The following is an 18889-nucleotide window of genomic DNA, read 5'->3' as shown; positions in this document are numbered from 1 at the left end:
TCTTTCCTCCTATAAGTCAGGAATCTGTATGTCGATCCCGTCCACCAGCGTCCTGCATATCCGCTGCATCAGTCTGCACAGCGCAAGCTCAGCGTCGAGATAGGCATTTACTTTCAGGTTCTGTCTCAGACTTGCAGACTCCTGATTGAGCTGTTCCTCAATATGGAACAGCTCATCCTTGTCTGAATGATTCTGCAGTCTGAAATTATCTCCACGGAATCTCATCACTCTGGCTTTCAGCTCAGGATCCGTTTCAAGCTGGGCTGCCTGTTTCTGATATTCCTGATATTCATCGCTTCTGTGCACAGCATCGAGAAGCTTCTCGATTTCCATGCTGATCTCATCCATGAACCTACGCCTCCATAATGATAGGCAGGATCATAGGATTTCTCTTGGTCCGTTTCCACAAATACTCTCCAAGGGCATCCTTGACCTCGGTTTTGATCTTGCCCCAGTCAGTGATATTGTTCTCCAGGCAGGAATCCAGTGCAGTTTCCACAACCTGTCTGGCATGCTCCATAAGATCCTCAGATTCTCTTACATACACAAAACCTCTGGAAACGATATCCGGACCTGCGAGAACTACATTACTGTGGCGCTCCAGTGTCATAACTACGATCATGATTCCATCTTCTGAAAGGTGCTGACGGTCACGAAGTACGATATTTCCCACATCACCAACGCCAAGTCCGTCTACGAAGATTGCACCTGTATGAACGCTTCCTGTCACCTTGGCATCCTGTCCGTCCAACTCCAGAACATTTCCGGAAGAAAGGATAAAAATATTCTCCTTCGGGATTCCCAGATCTTCCACTATGTGTTTCTGTGCAGTCAGATGACGGTACTCACCATGGATCGGAATGGCATATTTCGGTTTTACGAGAGAGTAGATCAGCTTGATTTCCTCCTGGCAGGCATGTCCGGAAACATGGACATCCTGGAAAATAACCTTGGCTCCTTTCATAGACAGTTCGTTGATAACCTTGGAAACTGCCTTTTCATTTCCGGGGATCGGATTGGAGCTGAAAATGATGGTATCGTTAGGCTTGATCGTGATCTTCTTATGGATATTGGCTGCCATACGGGAAAGTGCCGCCATGGACTCACCCTGACTTCCGGTTGTGATCAGAACCACCTTGTCGTCCGGATAATTCTTCACCTGATCGATCTCGATCAGTGTGTTCTCCGGGATCTGCAGATAGCCAAGTTCTGACGCTACGGAAATAACATTGACCATACTGCGGCCTTCCACAGCAACCTTTCTTCCGAACCGGTATGCAGTGTTAATGATCTGCTGCACACGATCCACGTTGGATGCAAAGGTTGCAATGATGATCCTGGATGTACGGTACTCATTAAAAAGATTATCAAATACATGTCCCACTGTACGCTCGGACATTGTAAATCCCGGTCTCTCTGCATTGGTACTCTCACACATCAGTGCAAGCACACCCTTCTTGCCAATCTCTGCAAAACGCTGCAGATCGATGGCATCTCCAAATACCGGTGTATAATCAACTTTAAAGTCTCCTGTGTGTATCACGATTCCTACCGGTGAATAAATAGCAAGTGCGGATGCATCCTGGATACTGTGATTCGTTTTGATAAATTCCACAGCGAAATCCCCAAGATTGATCACCTGCCCGTGTTTTACTTCTTTCAGTTTGGTAGAACGCACAAGGTTATGCTCTTTCAGTTTGTTGCGGATCAGTCCCAGTGTCAGCTTGGTAGCATAGATCGGAACATTGATCTCTTTCAACACATACGGAAGAGCTCCGATATGATCTTCATGTCCATGAGTGATCACAAATCCCTTCACCTTGGAAATATTTTCCTTAAGGTATGTTACATCCGGAATGACCAGATCGATTCCCAACATATCGTCCTCAGGGAAAGAAAGACCACAGTCTACAACTACAATACTGTCGCCATACTCAAAAGCGGTAATGTTCATTCCGATCTGCTCCAGACCGCCAAGTGGTATGATCTTAAGTTTGGATGTTGCTCTGCGGCCGTTTTTCCGACCGGATGGCCTGCCGCTGGTCTTTGCCGGTTTCTGTGTGTTTCTGCTGTTTTTTACAGCGCCACCGGCTGTTGTTTTCTTTGCTGTTGGCCGGAAAGGCTTATCCTGACGGTTTTTGCCGCCACCACGATACTGTCTTGTTCTTGATCCGGCATTCTTTTGTCTTGATGCGGTTCTTCTGGCACCGCCTGCGGAAACTTGTACTCTGCTCTCCGCATTTTTGTTGTCATCGTTGTTCTCGCTTTTCAAAAATCGCTCCTCCATTCAAAATTCACGTCATCCAGCATCTGCTGAAAAACTGCATATACAGCCTGAAGTTCGTCATCATCCTCGACCATCTCATAACAGGCTTCTGTACTTCCCGGAGCTGAAATATCCTTCAGAATATATGCGTCTGCTTCCTCATCCTGTGAATCGGACACCAAAAGATAAGTCACACCCGCAATATTGGTCTGCTCCTCTACGTAAAACTCAGCAGCTGTGCCGTCGTCTGACTGAAATATTATTTTTTCCATATTTAATTCTTCCTTATCCGTTCTTGTCAAGCGGATATTCACAATCCGCATTTGCTACCTGATCCGCTCAAAACATCTATTTGCGTTTCCGATCATTCTTCCACGCCTTCCTGCTGCTCTCTTCTGTATGCGGCAGCATCCAGATATCCCTGCAGGATAAAGACTGCAGCTACCTGATCCAGATACTGTTTACGGTTTTCCTTATGCACACCGGTCTCCTCCAGAGTGCGGTCTGCCGCCATAGTAGTCAGTCTCTCATCCCACATAACAACAGGCAGGCCCGTACGTCTCTCCAGCATTTCCTTAAACTCCAGAGATTTCTCGGCCCGCTCTCCTACTGTATTGTTCATGTTTTTCGGGTATCCCAGAACGATCTCCGTAACCTGATACTCCGAAATGATCTCTTCAATACGTGCCAGAGTACGACGAAGCTTGTTTTCCTGCTTGCGCCATACGGTTTCCACACCTTGGGCTGTCAGACCAAGGGGATCGCTCACTGCAACCCCCACAGTCTTCGAGCCATAGTCCAGTCCCAGTACTCTCATATTACCGTTCCCAAGACTTGTTCTTGATATACTCGGTGAGAAGCTCTTCTACCAGTTCATCACGCTCCACCTTCATGATCATGCTTCTCGCACCCTTGTGGCTTGTGATGTAGGTCGGGTCTCCGGACATAATATATCCTACGATCTGATTCACCGGATTGTAGCCCTTCTCATCCATTGCATTGTACACCAGATCCAGGACTTCTTTTACCTGAAGCTCCTGATCCGGTTTTGTTCTGAAATACTGTGTATTTCCCAGATTATTCTCTGCCATTGTCTCTCACGTCCTTAAAATATATTCTTTTTTATTTTAATATAAATTTACATAAATTACAATCTTAAATTTAACGAGGATTGCGGATACAAACTGTCAACATTGCTGTTCACTCCGTTCTCAGTAACACGCTTCGCAAAATATTACCAGTGAACAAACAACCTTTCAACATACGATCCCGTTCTTCACTCCACGGCTTCACCGGTCATGATATGCTCTTCAAGAAAGCCTTCTGCCTTTACGTTTACGATATCATTTACGCCATAAGCTTCCGATTTCGGTACAGCAGTTTTTATATACTCCCGGCTGTGTCCCAGATACCAGGTCCGTCCATCCTTTGTATACTCTTCCTCGATCAGTACCTCCAGATTTTTGCCAAGCATGGATTTCTCATAATCCCCTGCATGACGATGATGCAGCTCGATCATCTTCTCACTGCGGAAGGATTTCTCCGCCTCTGTCAGCTGTCCGTCCATGGCAGCCGCCTTTGTTCCCTGTCTTCTGGAATATTTGAAGATATGAGTCTCATAAAAACGGATGCTGTCCACAAAATCATAGGACTTCCGGAATTCTTCCTCCGATTCCTGCGGAAAGCCTACGATCACATCCGTTGTCAGTGCCGGATTTCCATACACTTCTCTTAAAAGCTCACAGCGTTCTCTGTATTCCCCGCTTCTGTATCTGCGGTTCATCCTCTCCAGAGTCTCATCACAGCCACTCTGCAGGGAAAGATGGAAATGCGGGCATACCTTTGGCAGCGCAGCGATCCCTTCCGCAAATTCTCTTGTAACGATTCCAGGTTCCAGCGATCCCAGCCGGATACGCTGGATTCCTTCGATCTCATGCACAGCACGGATCAGAGAAAGCAGTGTCTCTTTTTTCTCATCCGGGAAATCCACTCCGTAGGAACTTAAATGGATTCCTGTAAGGACCACTTCCTTATAACCTTTTTCCGCAAGTGCACGGACCTCCTTCAGCACACTTTCAATATTCCGGCTTCTGACACGGCCTCTTGCGTAGGGAATGATACAGTACGTACAGAACTGATTGCATCCGTCCTGAACCTTGATATATGCCCTTACATGTTCTGCTGTATGATCAATAGAAAGATCCTCATACTCTTTTGTCTGATTGATCTTGATCACATGAGAACCATGGCCCGGTTTGTTTTCCGCATATTCGGCCAGTGCCTCCACAATATTGATCTTCTGGTTATTTCCCAGAACAAGATCAATGGCTTCGTCTTTTTCCAGTTTCTCGCCACCGGTCTGTACATAACAGCCCGTTGCCACCACGATCGCTTCCGGATTCATTTTTTTGGCTTTGTGGAGCATCTGTCTTGATTTTCTGTCTGCAATATTGGTTACTGTGCAGGTATTGATCACATAAATATCCGCTCCCGGCTCAAAAGGCACGATCTCATATCCCGCCTCCTCCAGAAGCTGCTGCATGGCCTCGATCTCATAGGCATTTACTTTGCAGCCAAGGTTGTGTAATGCAACTTTATTTCCCATTTTTCCTCACTTTTTTTACACTTTAACTAATTATTGAAACAATTTTTATCTCTTTTCACCTTGACTTTTTGGGTACTGACAGGTAAGATGAAAGCTGTAAAACAACAAAAATCTATCAAGGGAGGTTATTATAATGAAAACAGCTAAAATCTCACTGAATTCCATCGATAAGGTGAAAGCATTCGTAAACGAGATCAGCAAATTCGACTGCGATTTTGATTTAGTATCCGGAAGATATGTGATCGATGCAAAATCCATCATGGGTATCTTCAGCCTGGATCTTTCCAAGCCGATCGACCTCAACATCCATGCAGACGGCGCTGCTCTGGATAACGTAATGCAGATTATTTCCAAATATACAATCGACTAATCTATACTGTATATTTGAGAGGAACTGTATCGGATACAGTTCCTCTTTTTTCATGCTTTCAGAATTCTTCTGTTCTCAATGAACTCCCTTTTCCTGATATATCGGTAGCTCCAGGGAACCTCTACAGTGAGGTTCCCTGTTTGTTTTTTCTTATCTAAAAACGGATTACTGAATTTCAATGATCTCTGTGGTATTCAGAGCAGTTTCCATAAGCTCATCGATCTTCTCGGAAAGCTTCTGCTCAGAACGGCGGATCACCTTAAGATTCGGCTTTGTTACAGGATGTTTCGCCACAAAGATGGTACAGCAATCCTCAAACGGCTGAATAGAAGTCTCAAAGGTGTCGATCTTTCTGGAAATACGGACGATTTCCTCTTTATCAAAACCGATCACCGGACGGTATACCGGAAGTGTGCAGACCTCATTTGTGGAAGCAAGGCTCTGTAAGGTCTGGCTTGCAACCTGTCCGATGCTCTCACCTGTGATAAGTCCGAGACAACGGTCTTTTTTAGCGAAATGCTCGGCAATACGCATCATATATCTTCTCATGATAATAGTAAGCTCATCATGAGGACACTGATCATAAATATAAAGCTGTATATCTGTAAAGTTAACTACATGGAGACGGATCGGTCCACTGTATTTGGCTACCAGGCGGGCAAGATCCACTACCTTCTGTTTTGCGCGCTCACTGGTGTAGGGCGGTGCATGGAAATATACCGCATCGATCTTGACGCCACGTTTTGCGATCATATAGCCGGCAACCGGACTGTCGATTCCACCAGAAAGAAGAAGCATGGCTTTTCCGTTTGTTCCGATGGGCATTCCGCCTGCGCCCGGAATGGTCTGGGAATATACGTAAATCTTGTCACGGATCTCAACAGAAAGATCCAGCTCCGGATGATGAACATCCACACTTGCCTCCGGGAACGCATCCAGGATACGTCCGCCAAGCTCAGCGCTGACTTCCATAGAGCTGATCGGGTAGGATTTCTTTGCGCGGCGTGTCCAAACCTTGAAGCTTCCGTTAAAGTCCGGATGCCACTGCTTCATATAACTCACAACATCTTCGGCAAGCTTCTCGAAGCCCTGTTCTTCATAAATCATAACCGGGCAGATGCCAACAATACCAAATACATGCTGCAGCGCATCTACAGCCTCATCGTAATCATAGTTCTCCGGGCAGAATACATAAACTCTTCCCTGCTCTTTTTTTACTTCAAAATCTCCCTCGATCTTGGAGAGTGCGATCTCCATCTGATGTACGAGAGCATCTTCAAAACGATAGCGGTTTTTTCCCTTAAGGGCAATTTCCGCATATTTGATCAGAAATGCATGTACTAACATAAAAATCCCTTTCTTCTGTATTCTCTATCGACGTGCATACCTGCGCAGCATCGGAATTGTTTTTCCCAGTGCTTCCAGGCAGTAATCTACCTCTTCAAAGGTATTTTCCTCACAGAAGCTGATGCGGACGGTACTTTCCACATCGGCTCTGCTCAAGCCCATAGCTGTCAGTGTTGCACTTGGTTTTCTCTTATGACTGGAGCATGCACTTCCTGCGGAAATATATACTCCGAATTCTTCCAGTGTATGGAGAAGAACCTCACTTCGTACTCCATGGAAGGTTGCACTCATGATGTGTGGTGCTCCCTCCATTAACGGCATTCCGTTAACAGTAATATCGCCAAGCTTTGAAAGTCCCTCTGCCATCCGTTCTTTCAGAGCATAGAGCTGCTGTATCTTTTTATCAAAATCTGTGTATACCATATCTGCGGCAACGCCAAGTCCTGCGATTCCCGGCACATTGTCCGTTCCGGAGCGCATGCCGTTCTGCTGTCCGCCGCCAAGGATCTGCGGCTGTACTCTTACTTTTTCGTTAATATAGAGAAAGCCTACGCCCTTTGGTCCATGAATCTTGTGACTGCTCACGGAAAGAAGATCGATTCCCAGCTTTTTCGGATAGATACGATACTTTCCGAATGCCTGGATGGCATCTACATGAAAAAGTGCTTTCGGACTTTTTTCATGGACAAGCTTTCCGATCTCTTCTACCGGCATCACAGCTCCCACCTCATTGTTCACGTACATTACAGACACCAGAATGGTATCCGGACGAAGAGCCGCTTCCAATGCGTCCAGCTTTACAACGCCCTGATGATCAACAGGAAGAATGGTCACCTCATAACCCTGTTCCTTCAGATAAGCAAAAGGCTGGGCCACTGCTGCATGCTCTACTGCAGTTGTGATGATATGGTTTCCCATACGCTTATTGGCTTCCACACCACCGATGATGGCAAGGTTGTCCGACTCTGTTCCACCGGATGTAAAAAGAATCTCTTTTTCATTCACTTTCAGTAATTTTGCAAGGGTCTGGGCACTTCTGCGAACATAATTCTCCGCTTCCACTCCTTTTTTATGCATGGCAGAAGGATTTCCGAAATCTTCTGTCATGGTTTTGCAGACAATATCCTTTACTTCGTCGAAGCATCTCGTTGTCGCGGAATTGTCAAAATATGCTTCCATAATCTATTCATCCTCCAGTTGAAACATCAGAACAGAAAGTACTGCGAGTCCCGCGGTTTCTGTCCGTAAGATCCGGTGTCCCAGGGTGATGGGTTTCGCACCGGCTTCCATGGCATCTGCCACTTCCTGCTCTTCGAATCCACCCTCAGGGCCAATAAAGACACCTATGCTTTTTCCCGGTTCGATCGACCGGATCAGCTCCTTTGTCTCTTTCATTCCCTTTGCAAGCTCATAAGGGATCAGCAGAATGTCCAGTTCCTCTGCATAGGCAAGAGCTTCTTTAAAGCTCATCACGGAATGTACCTCCGGCACCAGCATACGTTTGGATTGTTTTGCCGCACTTTCTGCGATCTGCTGCCAGCGGAATACTTTTTTTTCTGCTTTTTTGTTATCCAGTTTTACCACGCAGCGCCTGGTTGAAACAGGAACTATGGAATATGCTCCAAGCTCTACTGCCTTCTGGATGATCAGCTCCATCTTATCAGCTTTCGGTAGTCCCTGAAAGAGATAAATACGGTTCTTCAGCTCATAATCCGGCTCCTGTGCATAGAGGATATGAAGCAGGACTTCATCCTCACCCGTGTTTTCGATCACACAGTGATATTCTTTTTCCTTATCGCTGATCCAGAGCTCCTCGTCTTTTTTCATGCGGAGTACATTCACGATATGATTGACATCATTTCCTGTGATACGGATCTCATGTCTGTCCCTGTCGATCTGATGAGGTTCCACAAAAAATCGCTGCATGAGATCAGTCCTTTCTTGCTGTCACAGATACCCACTCGCCCTGATGAGTCACCTCAACAAGAGTCAGTCCGGCGTCTTTTACAGCCTTCACTACGACATCCTCCTTTACATCCAGGATACCTGATGTAATGTAGTAAGCGCCTTTTTTCATCTGTGCAACGATCACCGGAGTCAGCGGTACCAGAACATCTGCCAGGATATTTGCAGTTACGATATCATATTTCTCATATCCGACCTGATCCTGAACTTCTTTGTCATCAATGATGTTTCCAATCATCATGTCAAAAGACTTCTCCTCGATCTGGTTGGCTTCCTTGTTCTCAGACACTGCCGGAACTGCACAGGGATCAAGGTCTGTACCAACCACATGGCCTGCACCAAGCTTCAGTGCAACGATCCCCAGGATTCCACTTCCGGTTCCCACATCAAGGATCTCCATTCCCGGCTTCACAAATTTCTTCAGCTGACGGATCACCAGCTGGGTAGTCTCATGCATTCCTGTACCAAAGGCAGTTCCCGGATCAATGTGGAGGATCATCTTGTCTTTATCTTCTGCCTTCACTTCTTCCCAAGACGGTACGATCAGAATGTCGTCTACATAGAACTGATGGAAGTACTGTTTCCAGTTATTGATCCAGTCTTTGTCCTCTGTCTGGGATTCTGTGATGGTTGCCTCTCCGATATCCACAAAGCTTCTCAGATCCTCAAGTGCAGCTTTCACATCTTTCAGGATCGCCTCGGTATCCGCATCCTCTTCCAGATAGAAGTTCAGATATGCGATCCCGTCATCTGCAGGTCCTTCCGGCATGATATCCACAAACATCTGTGCCTTGTCCTCATCAGTCAGCGGCTGCTTGTCCTGGATCTCCACACCTTCAATTCCCACCTCGGCAAGTGTACAGATCACAATATCCTCTGCCTCTGTTTTTGTCTTAAGTGTAAAACGGTTCCATTTCATATTTCTATATCTCCTTATGCTGTATACACATTTACGGATTTTCGTTCCTGTCTGTCGCCTGTTTTCTATTGTCCCGAAAACGGGCACTTCTTTTAATATACACGAATACAGAAAAAAAAGAAAGAGGCATTTTGTGCCTCTTTCCTGTTTTCACTTTATTTATTCCTCGAACATTTCCTTAACTTTCTCACGGAAACCTTTTTTCTTCTTTTCAGTTTTTTCGGAAGTCTCGGATGTGCTGTCCTCTGACGGACGGTTTCCACATGCCGCATCAAAAGCTTCCAGAGCTTTCTTTGCTTCCTCATTGAGATTTGTCGGAGTCTGGACTACCAGGGTTACATAGTGATCACCACGAACATTCTTGTTACGTAATGACGGAACACCTTTGCCCTTCAGACGAATCCTTGTATCAGTCTGTGTTCCCGGCTTCACCTCATAGGCAACCTCACCGTCTACCGTATTGATACGCATCTCCCCGCCAAGTGCAGCCTGTGCAAATGTGATCGGAGCTGTTGAAAAGATATTCATATCCTGTCTCTGGAAGATCGGATGACGGGCTACATTTACCTCCACCAGCAGATCACCTCTCGGTCCGCCGTTGGTTCCCGGTTCGCCTTTTTCGCGGATACGGATACACTGACCATTATCAATACCGGCCGGTACAGACACCTGGATCTTCTTTCTGGAAGAGGTATATCCGGTTCCACGGCAGGCACTGCATTTGTCCTTGATCACCTTACCGGTTCCGTTACAGTCCGGACAGGTCTGAACATTACGCACCATGCCAAACATGGACTGCTGGGTGTAAACGATCTGACCCTGGCCTTTACATTTCGGACATGTGACCGGTGATGTTCCAGGTTTCGCACCGGTTCCGTGACATGTAGTACATTCATCCTTCAGAACGATCTCCAGTTCTTTCTCGCATCCGAAAACCGCTTCCTCAAAAGTAATGTTCACACGTGCACGAAGGTTGGCGCCCTTCATCGGTCCGTTGTTGGCCCGTCTGGTTCTGCCTCCGCCGCCGAAAAGGTCTCCGAAGATATCTCCGAAGATGTCTCCCATATCTGCACCGTTGAAGTCAAATCCGCCAAAGCCGCCGGCTCCGCCTCCACCGCCGTTTTCGAATGCCGCATGACCAAACTGATCATACTGTCTTCTCTTATCGGCATCACTTAAAACGGAGTAAGCCTCTGTCGCTTCTTTGAATTTCGCCTCAGCCTCTTTATCACCCGGATTTACATCCGGGTGATATTTCTTGGCCAGCTTACGATATGCTTTTTTTAATGTTGCGTCATCGGCGTTTTTATCCACACCTAAGACTTCATAATAATCTCTTTTATCAGCCATTGTAATTGTTTCCTACTTGTCTTAGACTTCCTTGTAATCAGCATCTACAACATCATCGCCGTATCCTGCTTCATTTCCGCCCTGGGCACCAGCGTTTCCGCCCATGTTACCCATATCCGGTCCAGGACCAGCCTGACCCTGAGCTCCCTGAGTCTGCTCATACATCTTGGAAAACAGCTTCTGAGCGCTCTCCATCATCTTCTCCTGTGCAGCCTTGATGTCTGCAACCTGAGAATCGGTAAGCTCCTGAGCATTTGCTGTCTGTGCAAGAAGATCCTTCAGTGCATTGAGGTCTGCCTCAACACTTGCTTTATCGTTTGCATCAAGCTTGTCGCCTGCTTCCTTCAGTGCATTCTCAACCTGGAATACCATGGAGTCTGCATTGTTCCTTGTGTCGATCGCCTCTTTACGTTTCTTATCCTGAGCCTCGAATTCAGCTGCTTCTTTGACAGCTTTGTCGATATCGGAATCGGACATGTTAGAACCAGCTGTGATTGTGATGTGCTGCTCCTTACCTGTTCCAAGATCCTTAGCGGATACGTTAACGATACCGTTGGCATCAATGTCAAATGTTACCTCGATCTGCGGAACACCACGACGTGCTGGCGGGATTCCATCCAGACGGAACTGGCCGAGGGATTTGTTGTCTTTTGCGAACTGACGCTCACCCTGTACAACGTTGATATCTACAGCTGTCTGGTTATCTGCTGCTGTGGAGAAGATCTGGCTCTTCTTTGTAGGAATTGTAGTATTTCTCTCGATCAGACGAGTTGCGATACCACCCATTGTCTCGATGGACAGAGACAGCGGAGTAACATCCAGAAGAAGGATATCACCGGCACCTGCATCACCTGCAAGTTTACCACCCTGTACGGAAGCACCAAGTGCAACACACTCATCCGGGTTCAGGTTCTTGCTCGGCTCTTTGCCTGTTAACTGTCTTACCTTATCCTGTACTGCCGGGATACGGGAAGAACCACCAACCAGAAGTACCTGGCCAAGCTCAGAAGCTGTGATACCTGCATCAGACAGTGCACGACGAACCGGCTCAGCTGTCAGCTCTACAAGATCATGTGTCAGCTCATCGAATTTAGCTCTTGTAAGGTTCATATCGAAATGCTTCGGTCCTTCAGCTGTTGCTGTGATGAACGGAAGGTTAATGTTTGTTGTTGTTGCGGAAGAAAGCTCTTTCTTAGCCTTCTCAGCTGCCTCTTTCAGTCTCTGAAGAGCCATCTTATCGTTGCTTAAGTCTACGCCCTCTGTTCTCTTGAACTCGGAAAGCATGTAATCTGTGACCTTCTTATCAAAGTCATCTCCACCAAGACGGTTATTACCAGCTGTGGAAAGAACCTCGATAACGCCATCACCGATCTCGATAACAGATACATCGAATGTACCGCCGCCAAGGTCGTATACCATGATCTTCTGCTCTTTCTCGTTGTCAAGTCCATATGCAAGAGCTGCTGCTGTAGGCTCGTTGATGATACGTTTTACATCAAGACCTGCGATCTTACCTGCATCTTTGGTAGCCTGACGCTGAGCATCGTTGAAGTAAGCCGGAACTGTGATAACTGCCTCTGTTACTTTCTCACCAAGATATGCCTCTGCATCCTTTTTCAGTTTCTGAAGGATCATTGCGGAGATCTCCTGTGGAGAATATTTCTTGTCATCAATGGTTACACGGTAATCGGTACCCATCTCTCTTTTGATAGAGGAGATTGTTCTGTCTGCATTTGTAACTGCCTGACGTTTTGCAGGCTCACCTACCAGACGCTCTCCTGTCTTTGTGAAAGCCACAACGGACGGTGTTGTTCTTGCGCCTTCTGTATTTGCGATAACTGTTGGCTGTCCACCTTCCATTACGGCTACACAGCTGTTTGTTGTACCTAAGTCAATACCAATAATCTTTCCCATGATTTTTTCCTCCTGTTTTAGTCTGTATCTGTTAAAATAAAGTTTGTTGTCAGTTAGTTCGCAACCTTTACCATACTGTGACGTACTACGAAATCCTTGTAGGTGTAACCCTTCTGGAACTCTTCCACCACGATGTTCTCTCCAACCTCTTCATCTTCCACATGCATCACTGCATTATGGAAATCCGGGTTGAATTCCTTTCCCACTGCTTCGATTGGCTTCACACCAAGCTCATCCAGTGTTGTGGTAAGCTGCTTGTAGATCATTTTCATTCCATCTGCAAAAGCATCGCCTTCCTGTGCCTGTGCAAGACCTCTTTCGAAGTTATCTACAACCGGCAGGATCTTTTCAACGATCTCTTTCGCTCCGATGATGTACATGCTGGATTTTTCTTTTTCCGTTCTTTTACGGAAATTATCAAATTCAGCCATGGTACGCTTCAGGCGATCGGTAAGTTCCTCCACCTTCTGCTCAGATTTATCTTTTTTCTTCTTTCCGAAGAAGGAAGTTTTTGATTTTTCTTCTTTTTTATCCTCTGAGGCAGCTTCTTCGCCTGGAGTATTGTTTTCTTCCTCCGGCAGATCTTCTCCCTCCGGTGTCAGGCTTTTTTCTTCCTGATCTCCGTCAGTTACGGGGATTTCCTTCTCCGCTTCCTGCTCTTCGGATGTTTTCTTTGTTTCCTCCGACACTTTTTTTCTACCGCCTTTCTAAGTTTTCTTCTTTTTCAAAACGTCATCCAGATGATTCTTAAGCTCTTTCAGACTGTCCACTACATTCTCATAATCCATTCGTTTGGGACCGATGATCCCGATGGTTCCGTACATTCCGTCTCCCAGTTCATATCTGGCAGTTACAATGCTGCAGTCCTTCATGGTCTGGATCGGCATCTCATCACCGATATAAACCTGGATTCCTGTATTCTCTCCATCTGACATCTGTTCTTTTACAAGATCGGCAAGTTCATGCTTCTCCTCAAATGCGGAGATCAGCTCCGTTGCCTTTTCTTTATCGGCAAGCTCCGGATACTTGAAGATGTTGGTTGCACCTGAAGTATAGATCTCCATATCTTCCTCTTCCACATGAATGGTGGCTGCCACTGCATCCAGAACTGTTGCCACCACACCGCTGTGGCTGCCTGCCTGTTCCTTCAGTCTGGCGATCATCCCAAGGTTGATATCCTGGATCGGGATCCCATTGAGATTGGTGTTAAGAAGAAGATTCAGTTTCAGGATCGTCTGGTCGTCCATTTCCTCGTCCAGATTGATGATCTGGTTCCGGACTGTGTTGTTGTCACTGACAACCACGGCCACAAGCTGAAGCTCGCTCATTCTCGACAGCTGGATGAACTTGATCTTGTTGCCGCTGTACTGCGGAACGGAAACCATGGTAGCATAGTTGGTATTGGAAGCAAGAACCTTCGCAACCTTCTTAAGCACCTTATCCATCTTATCTGTCTTCTCAATGATCAGATCTCGCAGCTCTGCAACCTCTGCTTCCTTCTCCTTCATCAGCTCATTGACGTAAAGTCTGTAGCCCTTATCTGAAGGAATCCTTCCTGCTGAGGTATGAGGCTGGACGATATAGCCCATATCTGTCAGGTCTGACATTTCATTTCGGATCGTTGCGGAACTTACATTGAGATCCGCATACTTGGAAATGGTCCTGGAGCCAACCGGTTCTCCGGTCTCCATATAGGTCTTGATGATTGCTTTTAAGATTTTTTGTTTGCGCTCATTCAACACCTCTTCCATGAAGCCATCTCCTTTCCTTTTTATTCTTTCCTGACGGATGTTGATTCTTTTTTTATATCTGTTAGCACTCATTTTAGTGGAGTGCTAACATCTACAGTCTTTAAGATATCACCATGTAAAATATTTGTCAATATGTTTTGAAAAAAAGTTCTTATTTTTTCAAAACAAAAAAAGCATCAGTACGATGCTTTTTTGTAATACTGGTCTACGCAGTTCTGTGCCCCAGCAAAAAATTCCGTTTCTGTTTTCTGTCCCAGCACGTATTTCTGAAATTCCGTACCCATAGCCGAAACAGCTTCTATGGAATCGGTGCACAGTGGTCTTGCCTTCAGCTTATAATCTTTCAGATATTGCCGGATCATTTCAATGCCATCCAGCTCAAAATTCTTATCCTCGATCACATCCAGTCTTGCCGGACACATTTTTGTCAGCTGTCCGTAATTTTTACTGGCCTCATATCCGGACACATACTGAAGGAACTTCAGAGCTGCTTCTTTATGATCAGAATTTTTATTCAGTACATACTGCCAGGTTGCGATATTGGTCACCTTCTCGTCAAATTCCGGAAATGGTGCCATATGGAGCTTATCTTTTCCATACACGCCTGCATTCTGAAAGGTACTCAACGCACCAGTATACATGAACATACATCCATACTGGCCGTTTATAAATTTTTCATTCAGCTGGTCATGCTGGTCGATCAGATTCTCCTCTGATATCATCCCTGTATCCAGCATTCGCTTCATATATTCTGCCGCTTCTCTTGTTTTCGGATCCGTCCAGTCTGTATAATCTCCTCCGAAAAAATCGACATACTCGCTGATACTATTATATATGTAAGAAATCTCCCATGCATCCCCGTATGCATATTTTCCCGTATTCTGAAGCTTTTTCTGAAGGATCTCAAGATCACTGAAACAGGAGAGTCTGTCCAGACCAGCCTGATCCAGCAATTCCTGGTTCACCCAGAATGCCATGATATCCATTTTGAACGGTACCGAAAAAATATGTCCGTCTGACATGCATATTTCTTTCAGGTATTCCTGTGGAAAATTCGCCGCTGTCTCCTCTGTCATAACCGTATCTTCCAGCGGAAGAAGAAATCCCTTATGCTTAAATTCAGATATCATCTCATCATTTACTGTGATCAGATCAACAGAATCATCTCCTGATGTCAGAAGAGTTGCTATTTTGGCCTGACGATTGTCCGCATTAGCCGGACATTTTTCGATATGGATCTCTATTCCAAGATCTTTTTCCGCCTGACTGATAAAAGAATCAAAGCCCTCTGTACCTGCATCCACATGAAGGATCGTCAGTTCCTGTCTGTTCTTCGGCACAATATCAGATGCAGCCTCCTTCTTCTGGACTCCACATCCTGTCACTGCCAGAGCCAGGGCAAATACCCCGCAAAATACCTGTTTTTTCAATCTCTACCACCCTTTTTATCTGGGCCATCTATCCTCTTTTGACATCAACGGCTGGAACGGTGCATGAGGAAGTGTCTGATACCAGTACGCTACACTTGCCACATCATCCTGTCGTTCAAACAGGCCACGGTATCCGACGCCTATCTGCTGAATCGTAACGCGAAGATCCTCTTCAAAGCAGATCGGATCCTGTAAATGCCATCTGTAAAAGCCTCGCATTGGCGGGCAGTCATCATTATGATAAAAATTGTGGATCAGTTCGTCATGGGCAGAATAATACGGATATCCCAGATATGGTGTGTTATAATTCTGTTCCACGGTTTTTCCATCCACCTGTTTGGCAAAGCTCCAGGAACCTCCAAAGTAATCTTCCGTTCCTGTTCCGCAGATGGTCGGATACTCCTCATCTCCGTCAATATAAAACTTCATTTCTCCCTCGCCCCACCAGTAACGTTCCAGTGTGGTAAGTGCCATGTAGGTTCCTATATAATGGCCTTTTCCTTTTACTCCATCCAAAATTGTATAATCTTTTGTTTTTTCTGTCAACCGTTCCCGTCTCCACTGCGCATGGAAATAAGCAATATCGTCCGGAAGCTCATCATAGAGACAGTAATCTACCTGATAAAAGAAAGCCGGGATTTTATTTGCATGCTGGTTTTCCAGTGTGATCTTTGCTTTCTTCTTAAACGGCATCGGAAAATAGCAGTTAAAGCCCCTGTTTGGAACAACAGCCACCGGAACAGAATTTACAAAACATTCTCTTCCGAATCCGCAGCAGAAGAAATCACCCAGAGGACTTTCCACGGAAGGAGTTTCCTCGTCATCCCAGTACATACGGATCACAAGATCCCTCAGTACAAAGCAATCTGCCTCTGTAGTCTTGTTATCAACGGTGATCCAGATATGATTGATCTGTCCCGGTCCTTCCATTTCTGCCAGAGTTACCACAGTTCCCGGCTCTATATCCTTAAGACACGGACTTCCTTTTCTGGATGGTCCCAGATGGCTTGCCTCCATACCGCCTCTGCCTTTTTCTCCATGAGGATTCTCCGCATTGATCGCACGGCTTTTTCCGTGCTTTGCAAGTGCGATTCCTCCAAGTCCGCCTGTAAATGCCTGATACATATCTGCATTCTCCTTTCCTTTGGAAATTAAAAAATATTTACGCTTTTACTCCACCTGCCATGATACCATCCATGATCTGTTTCTCAAAAACAGCTACAAAGATAATGATCGGAAGAAGGATGATCCATCCCATGGCGCTGACAAGATCCCACGGAACTCCATACATGTTGTCACGTAACGGAAGCTGTACGATGGAAACAGAAAGTACCTGAATACCATTTGAATAAAACAACGGTGTGAAAAAGTTATTCAGACAGGTAATAAAGTTGATGATGCAAACCGTAGCGATCGCCGGCTTCATCAGCGGCAGAACGATCGTAAATAGTCTCTGTGAAAAAGATGCGCCGTCAATAGCAGCTGCCTCCTCCAGTGAGATCGGGATCTCACCGACAAAGTTTCTGAGGATCAGAACCGTAAACGGTATAACGGTACTGATATAAAGAAGGATAAGTCCCGGATATGTATCATACAGCTTTACCTTCTGCATAAACTCATACAGCGGGCGGGCTGTAACAACCTCAGGGATCAGCATGGTAGCCAGAACAAATGCAAATGCAACAGAAACTCCCTTTGAGTTAAATCTTGAAAAGCCATAAGCTGCCATTGCACACAGCACGGTGCTGATCACAAGAGTAAGACCGACGATCAGTACGGTGTTTCCAATCTTTGAAAGCAGTCCGACATTCTGTAGCAGAAATGTGTAGCTTTCCAGTGTGGGATGATCCGGAAGATAATCAATCGGTGTTTTAAACAGTTCTCCTGCCGGTGTGATCGAAGAAATAAAGATCCAGTAGACCGGGAACAGGATCAGAAAAGCCACAATGGCAAACAGAACCCATCTTCCAACAGCTATCACTCCATGATAAACATTATATTTTCCTGTATTCTTCACGATAATTCCCCCCTAACTGTCAAACTTATTCATAACACGTATATTCAGCCAGCTGAAGATCGCCATTACAACAAACAGCAGCATAGCCAGCGCCGAAGCATATCCTACGTTTAGATTTGTAAATGCTTCTGTTGTGATTCTGTATGCGATCAGCGCAGTATCCTCGCCAGGACCTCCGGATGTCATGGAATAAACCAGATCGAAGGTTGTCAGTCTCCAGAGTGTGAACGGAATACATAAAGTCAGGACATTTTTTGTGATCAGCGGAAGTGTGATCCTGAAAAAGCTCTGGATCCCGTTTGCACCGTCTACCTTTGCTGCCTCATAGATATCGCCGGAAATAAACTGAAGTCCGGAAAGTACAAGAATTGCAAAGAACGGAAGATCCTTCCACAGGTCCATTGCAATTACCGCTGCTCTTGCAGTACCTGTATTGATCAGCCAGCTGTTCTGGTATCCCGGTACAAACCAGCGGATAAAATCATTGATCAGACCATAATCATTGTTAAATGCCCATTTTGCAGCCATACCGGCTACTACTGCTGGCATAGCCCATGGGATCAGCACAATAGTCCTCAGAAAACGGCGGCCTTTGAATTTCATATTCAGGATCAGTGCCAGAATAACTCCGAGGATCACATGCAGGATCATGGAAACAACCACAAATATTGCCGTAAAGCTGATCGATGTAAGCACTTTAGGATCAGAAAATACCTTCAGGTAATTCTTGAAGCCTATAAATTCATTGATACCTGCAAGGATACTGATATTAAAGAAGCTGTTTTTCACAGTCATCAGAATGGGATATACTGTTGTAAAGCCTCTGATCAGTACAACCGGCAGGATCAAAAGCCATGGTATCCACTTCATAGTTTTTTTACTTATTGTCATGGAACTTTCCTCCCTGTTCATCAAGCAATGTAAAGCAGACTTTTACCTCTGCTTTACATTGCTG

General features: G+C 45.7%; 19 protein-coding genes. 1 reads left to right on the top strand and 18 read right to left on the bottom strand.

The features are described from left to right. Positions 1 to 9: 9 nt before the first annotated feature. The 6 genes from MUB50_RS06805 to mtaB all read right to left on the bottom strand — a co-directional run bounded on the left by MUB50_RS06805 (position 10) and on the right by mtaB (position 4871). Positions 10 to 348 (bottom strand): YlbF family regulator, encoded by a 339-nt coding sequence (locus MUB50_RS06805; protein ID WP_244790289.1) that lies wholly within the window; start codon positions 346 to 348, stop codon positions 10 to 12. A gap of 4 nt (positions 349 to 352) precedes the next feature. After that, positions 353 to 1987, bottom strand: a complete 1635-nt coding sequence (locus tag MUB50_RS06800) for a ribonuclease J (protein WP_118513134.1) — start codon at positions 1985 to 1987, stop codon at positions 353 to 355. A gap of 281 nt (positions 1988 to 2268) precedes the next feature. Then, positions 2269 to 2538, bottom strand: a complete 270-nt coding sequence (locus MUB50_RS06795; RefSeq protein WP_059086846.1) for a DUF1292 domain-containing protein — start codon at positions 2536 to 2538, stop codon at positions 2269 to 2271. A gap of 92 nt (positions 2539 to 2630) precedes the next feature. Further along, a complete protein-coding gene (ruvX, locus tag MUB50_RS06790) occupies positions 2631 to 3083 on the bottom strand; it encodes a Holliday junction resolvase RuvX (protein ID WP_118513089.1) in 453 nt (150 codons plus the stop codon). Between the two features lies 1 nt (position 3084). Next, positions 3085 to 3357 (bottom strand): IreB family regulatory phosphoprotein, encoded by a 273-nt coding sequence (locus MUB50_RS06785; RefSeq protein WP_015527087.1) that lies wholly within the window; start codon positions 3355 to 3357, stop codon positions 3085 to 3087. Positions 3358 to 3542: 185 nt separating this feature from the next. Continuing rightward, on the bottom strand, positions 3543 to 4871 hold the full coding sequence (gene mtaB / locus MUB50_RS06780; protein ID WP_118624099.1) for a tRNA (N(6)-L-threonylcarbamoyladenosine(37)-C(2))-methylthiotransferase MtaB: 1329 nt from the start codon (positions 4869 to 4871) through the stop codon (positions 3543 to 3545). A gap of 133 nt (positions 4872 to 5004) precedes the next feature. Here mtaB and MUB50_RS06775 point away from each other — a divergent pair, with 133 nt between their 5' ends. Next, a complete protein-coding gene (locus tag MUB50_RS06775) occupies positions 5005 to 5241 on the top strand; it encodes an HPr family phosphocarrier protein (protein ID WP_015527084.1) in 237 nt (78 codons plus the stop codon). Positions 5242 to 5406: 165 nt separating this feature from the next. Here MUB50_RS06775 and thiI read toward each other — a convergent pair whose 3' ends face one another. The 12 genes from thiI to MUB50_RS06715 all read right to left on the bottom strand — a co-directional run bounded on the left by thiI (position 5407) and on the right by MUB50_RS06715 (position 18825). Beyond that, positions 5407 to 6588 (bottom strand): tRNA uracil 4-sulfurtransferase ThiI, encoded by a 1182-nt coding sequence (gene thiI, locus MUB50_RS06770; RefSeq protein WP_118513087.1) that lies wholly within the window; start codon positions 6586 to 6588, stop codon positions 5407 to 5409. Between the two features lie 24 nt (positions 6589 to 6612). Continuing rightward, entirely contained in the window at positions 6613 to 7767 is a 1155-nt protein-coding gene (locus MUB50_RS06765; RefSeq protein ID WP_244790287.1) for a cysteine desulfurase family protein, read from the bottom strand. Positions 7768 to 7770: 3 nt separating this feature from the next. Next, positions 7771 to 8514, bottom strand: a complete 744-nt coding sequence (locus MUB50_RS06760; RefSeq protein WP_244790285.1) for a 16S rRNA (uracil(1498)-N(3))-methyltransferase — start codon at positions 8512 to 8514, stop codon at positions 7771 to 7773. 4 nt (positions 8515 to 8518) lie between these two features. Beyond that, complete coding sequence (gene prmA / locus MUB50_RS06755; RefSeq protein WP_118513084.1) at positions 8519 to 9472, bottom strand: 50S ribosomal protein L11 methyltransferase; 954 nt, start codon at positions 9470 to 9472, stop codon at positions 8519 to 8521. Between the two features lie 159 nt (positions 9473 to 9631). Beyond that, positions 9632 to 10822 (bottom strand): molecular chaperone DnaJ, encoded by a 1191-nt coding sequence (dnaJ, locus tag MUB50_RS06750; RefSeq protein ID WP_118513083.1) that lies wholly within the window; start codon positions 10820 to 10822, stop codon positions 9632 to 9634. A gap of 21 nt (positions 10823 to 10843) precedes the next feature. Next, positions 10844 to 12736 carry a molecular chaperone DnaK gene (dnaK, locus tag MUB50_RS06745; protein ID WP_118513082.1) on the bottom strand — a complete coding sequence of 631 codons (1893 nt, stop codon included), beginning with the start codon at positions 12734 to 12736 and terminating at the stop codon, positions 10844 to 10846. 53 nt (positions 12737 to 12789) lie between these two features. After that, entirely contained in the window at positions 12790 to 13425 is a 636-nt protein-coding gene (grpE, locus tag MUB50_RS06740; protein WP_118513081.1) for a nucleotide exchange factor GrpE, read from the bottom strand. An 18-nt stretch (positions 13426 to 13443) separates the two neighbouring features. Beyond that, positions 13444 to 14487, bottom strand: coding sequence for a heat-inducible transcriptional repressor HrcA (gene hrcA, locus MUB50_RS06735; RefSeq protein ID WP_015527075.1), 1044 nt, complete (start codon positions 14485 to 14487; stop codon positions 13444 to 13446). A 176-nt stretch (positions 14488 to 14663) separates the two neighbouring features. Next, on the bottom strand, positions 14664 to 15917 hold the full coding sequence (locus MUB50_RS06730; protein ID WP_243101068.1) for an ABC transporter substrate-binding protein: 1254 nt from the start codon (positions 15915 to 15917) through the stop codon (positions 14664 to 14666). Between the two features lie 15 nt (positions 15918 to 15932). Continuing rightward, positions 15933 to 17042: a glycoside hydrolase family 172 protein gene (locus tag MUB50_RS06725; RefSeq protein WP_244790281.1), complete on the bottom strand. Its 1110-nt coding sequence runs from the start codon at positions 17040 to 17042 to the stop codon at positions 15933 to 15935. Between the two features lie 37 nt (positions 17043 to 17079). Continuing rightward, complete coding sequence (locus MUB50_RS06720; RefSeq protein WP_118062779.1) at positions 17080 to 17934, bottom strand: carbohydrate ABC transporter permease; 855 nt, start codon at positions 17932 to 17934, stop codon at positions 17080 to 17082. A 12-nt stretch (positions 17935 to 17946) separates the two neighbouring features. Continuing rightward, complete coding sequence (locus MUB50_RS06715; RefSeq protein ID WP_244790279.1) at positions 17947 to 18825, bottom strand: carbohydrate ABC transporter permease; 879 nt, start codon at positions 18823 to 18825, stop codon at positions 17947 to 17949. Between the last annotated feature and the right edge of the window lie 64 nt (positions 18826 to 18889).

Origin of the sequence: Blautia sp. NSJ-140 (genome assembly GCF_022868965.1) — a bacterium.
Taxonomy (GTDB): Bacteria; Bacillota; Clostridia; order Lachnospirales; family Lachnospiraceae; genus Blautia_A.
Note: the sequence above shows the minus strand (reverse complement) of the source record. Positions and strands in the feature narration are given on the sequence as shown.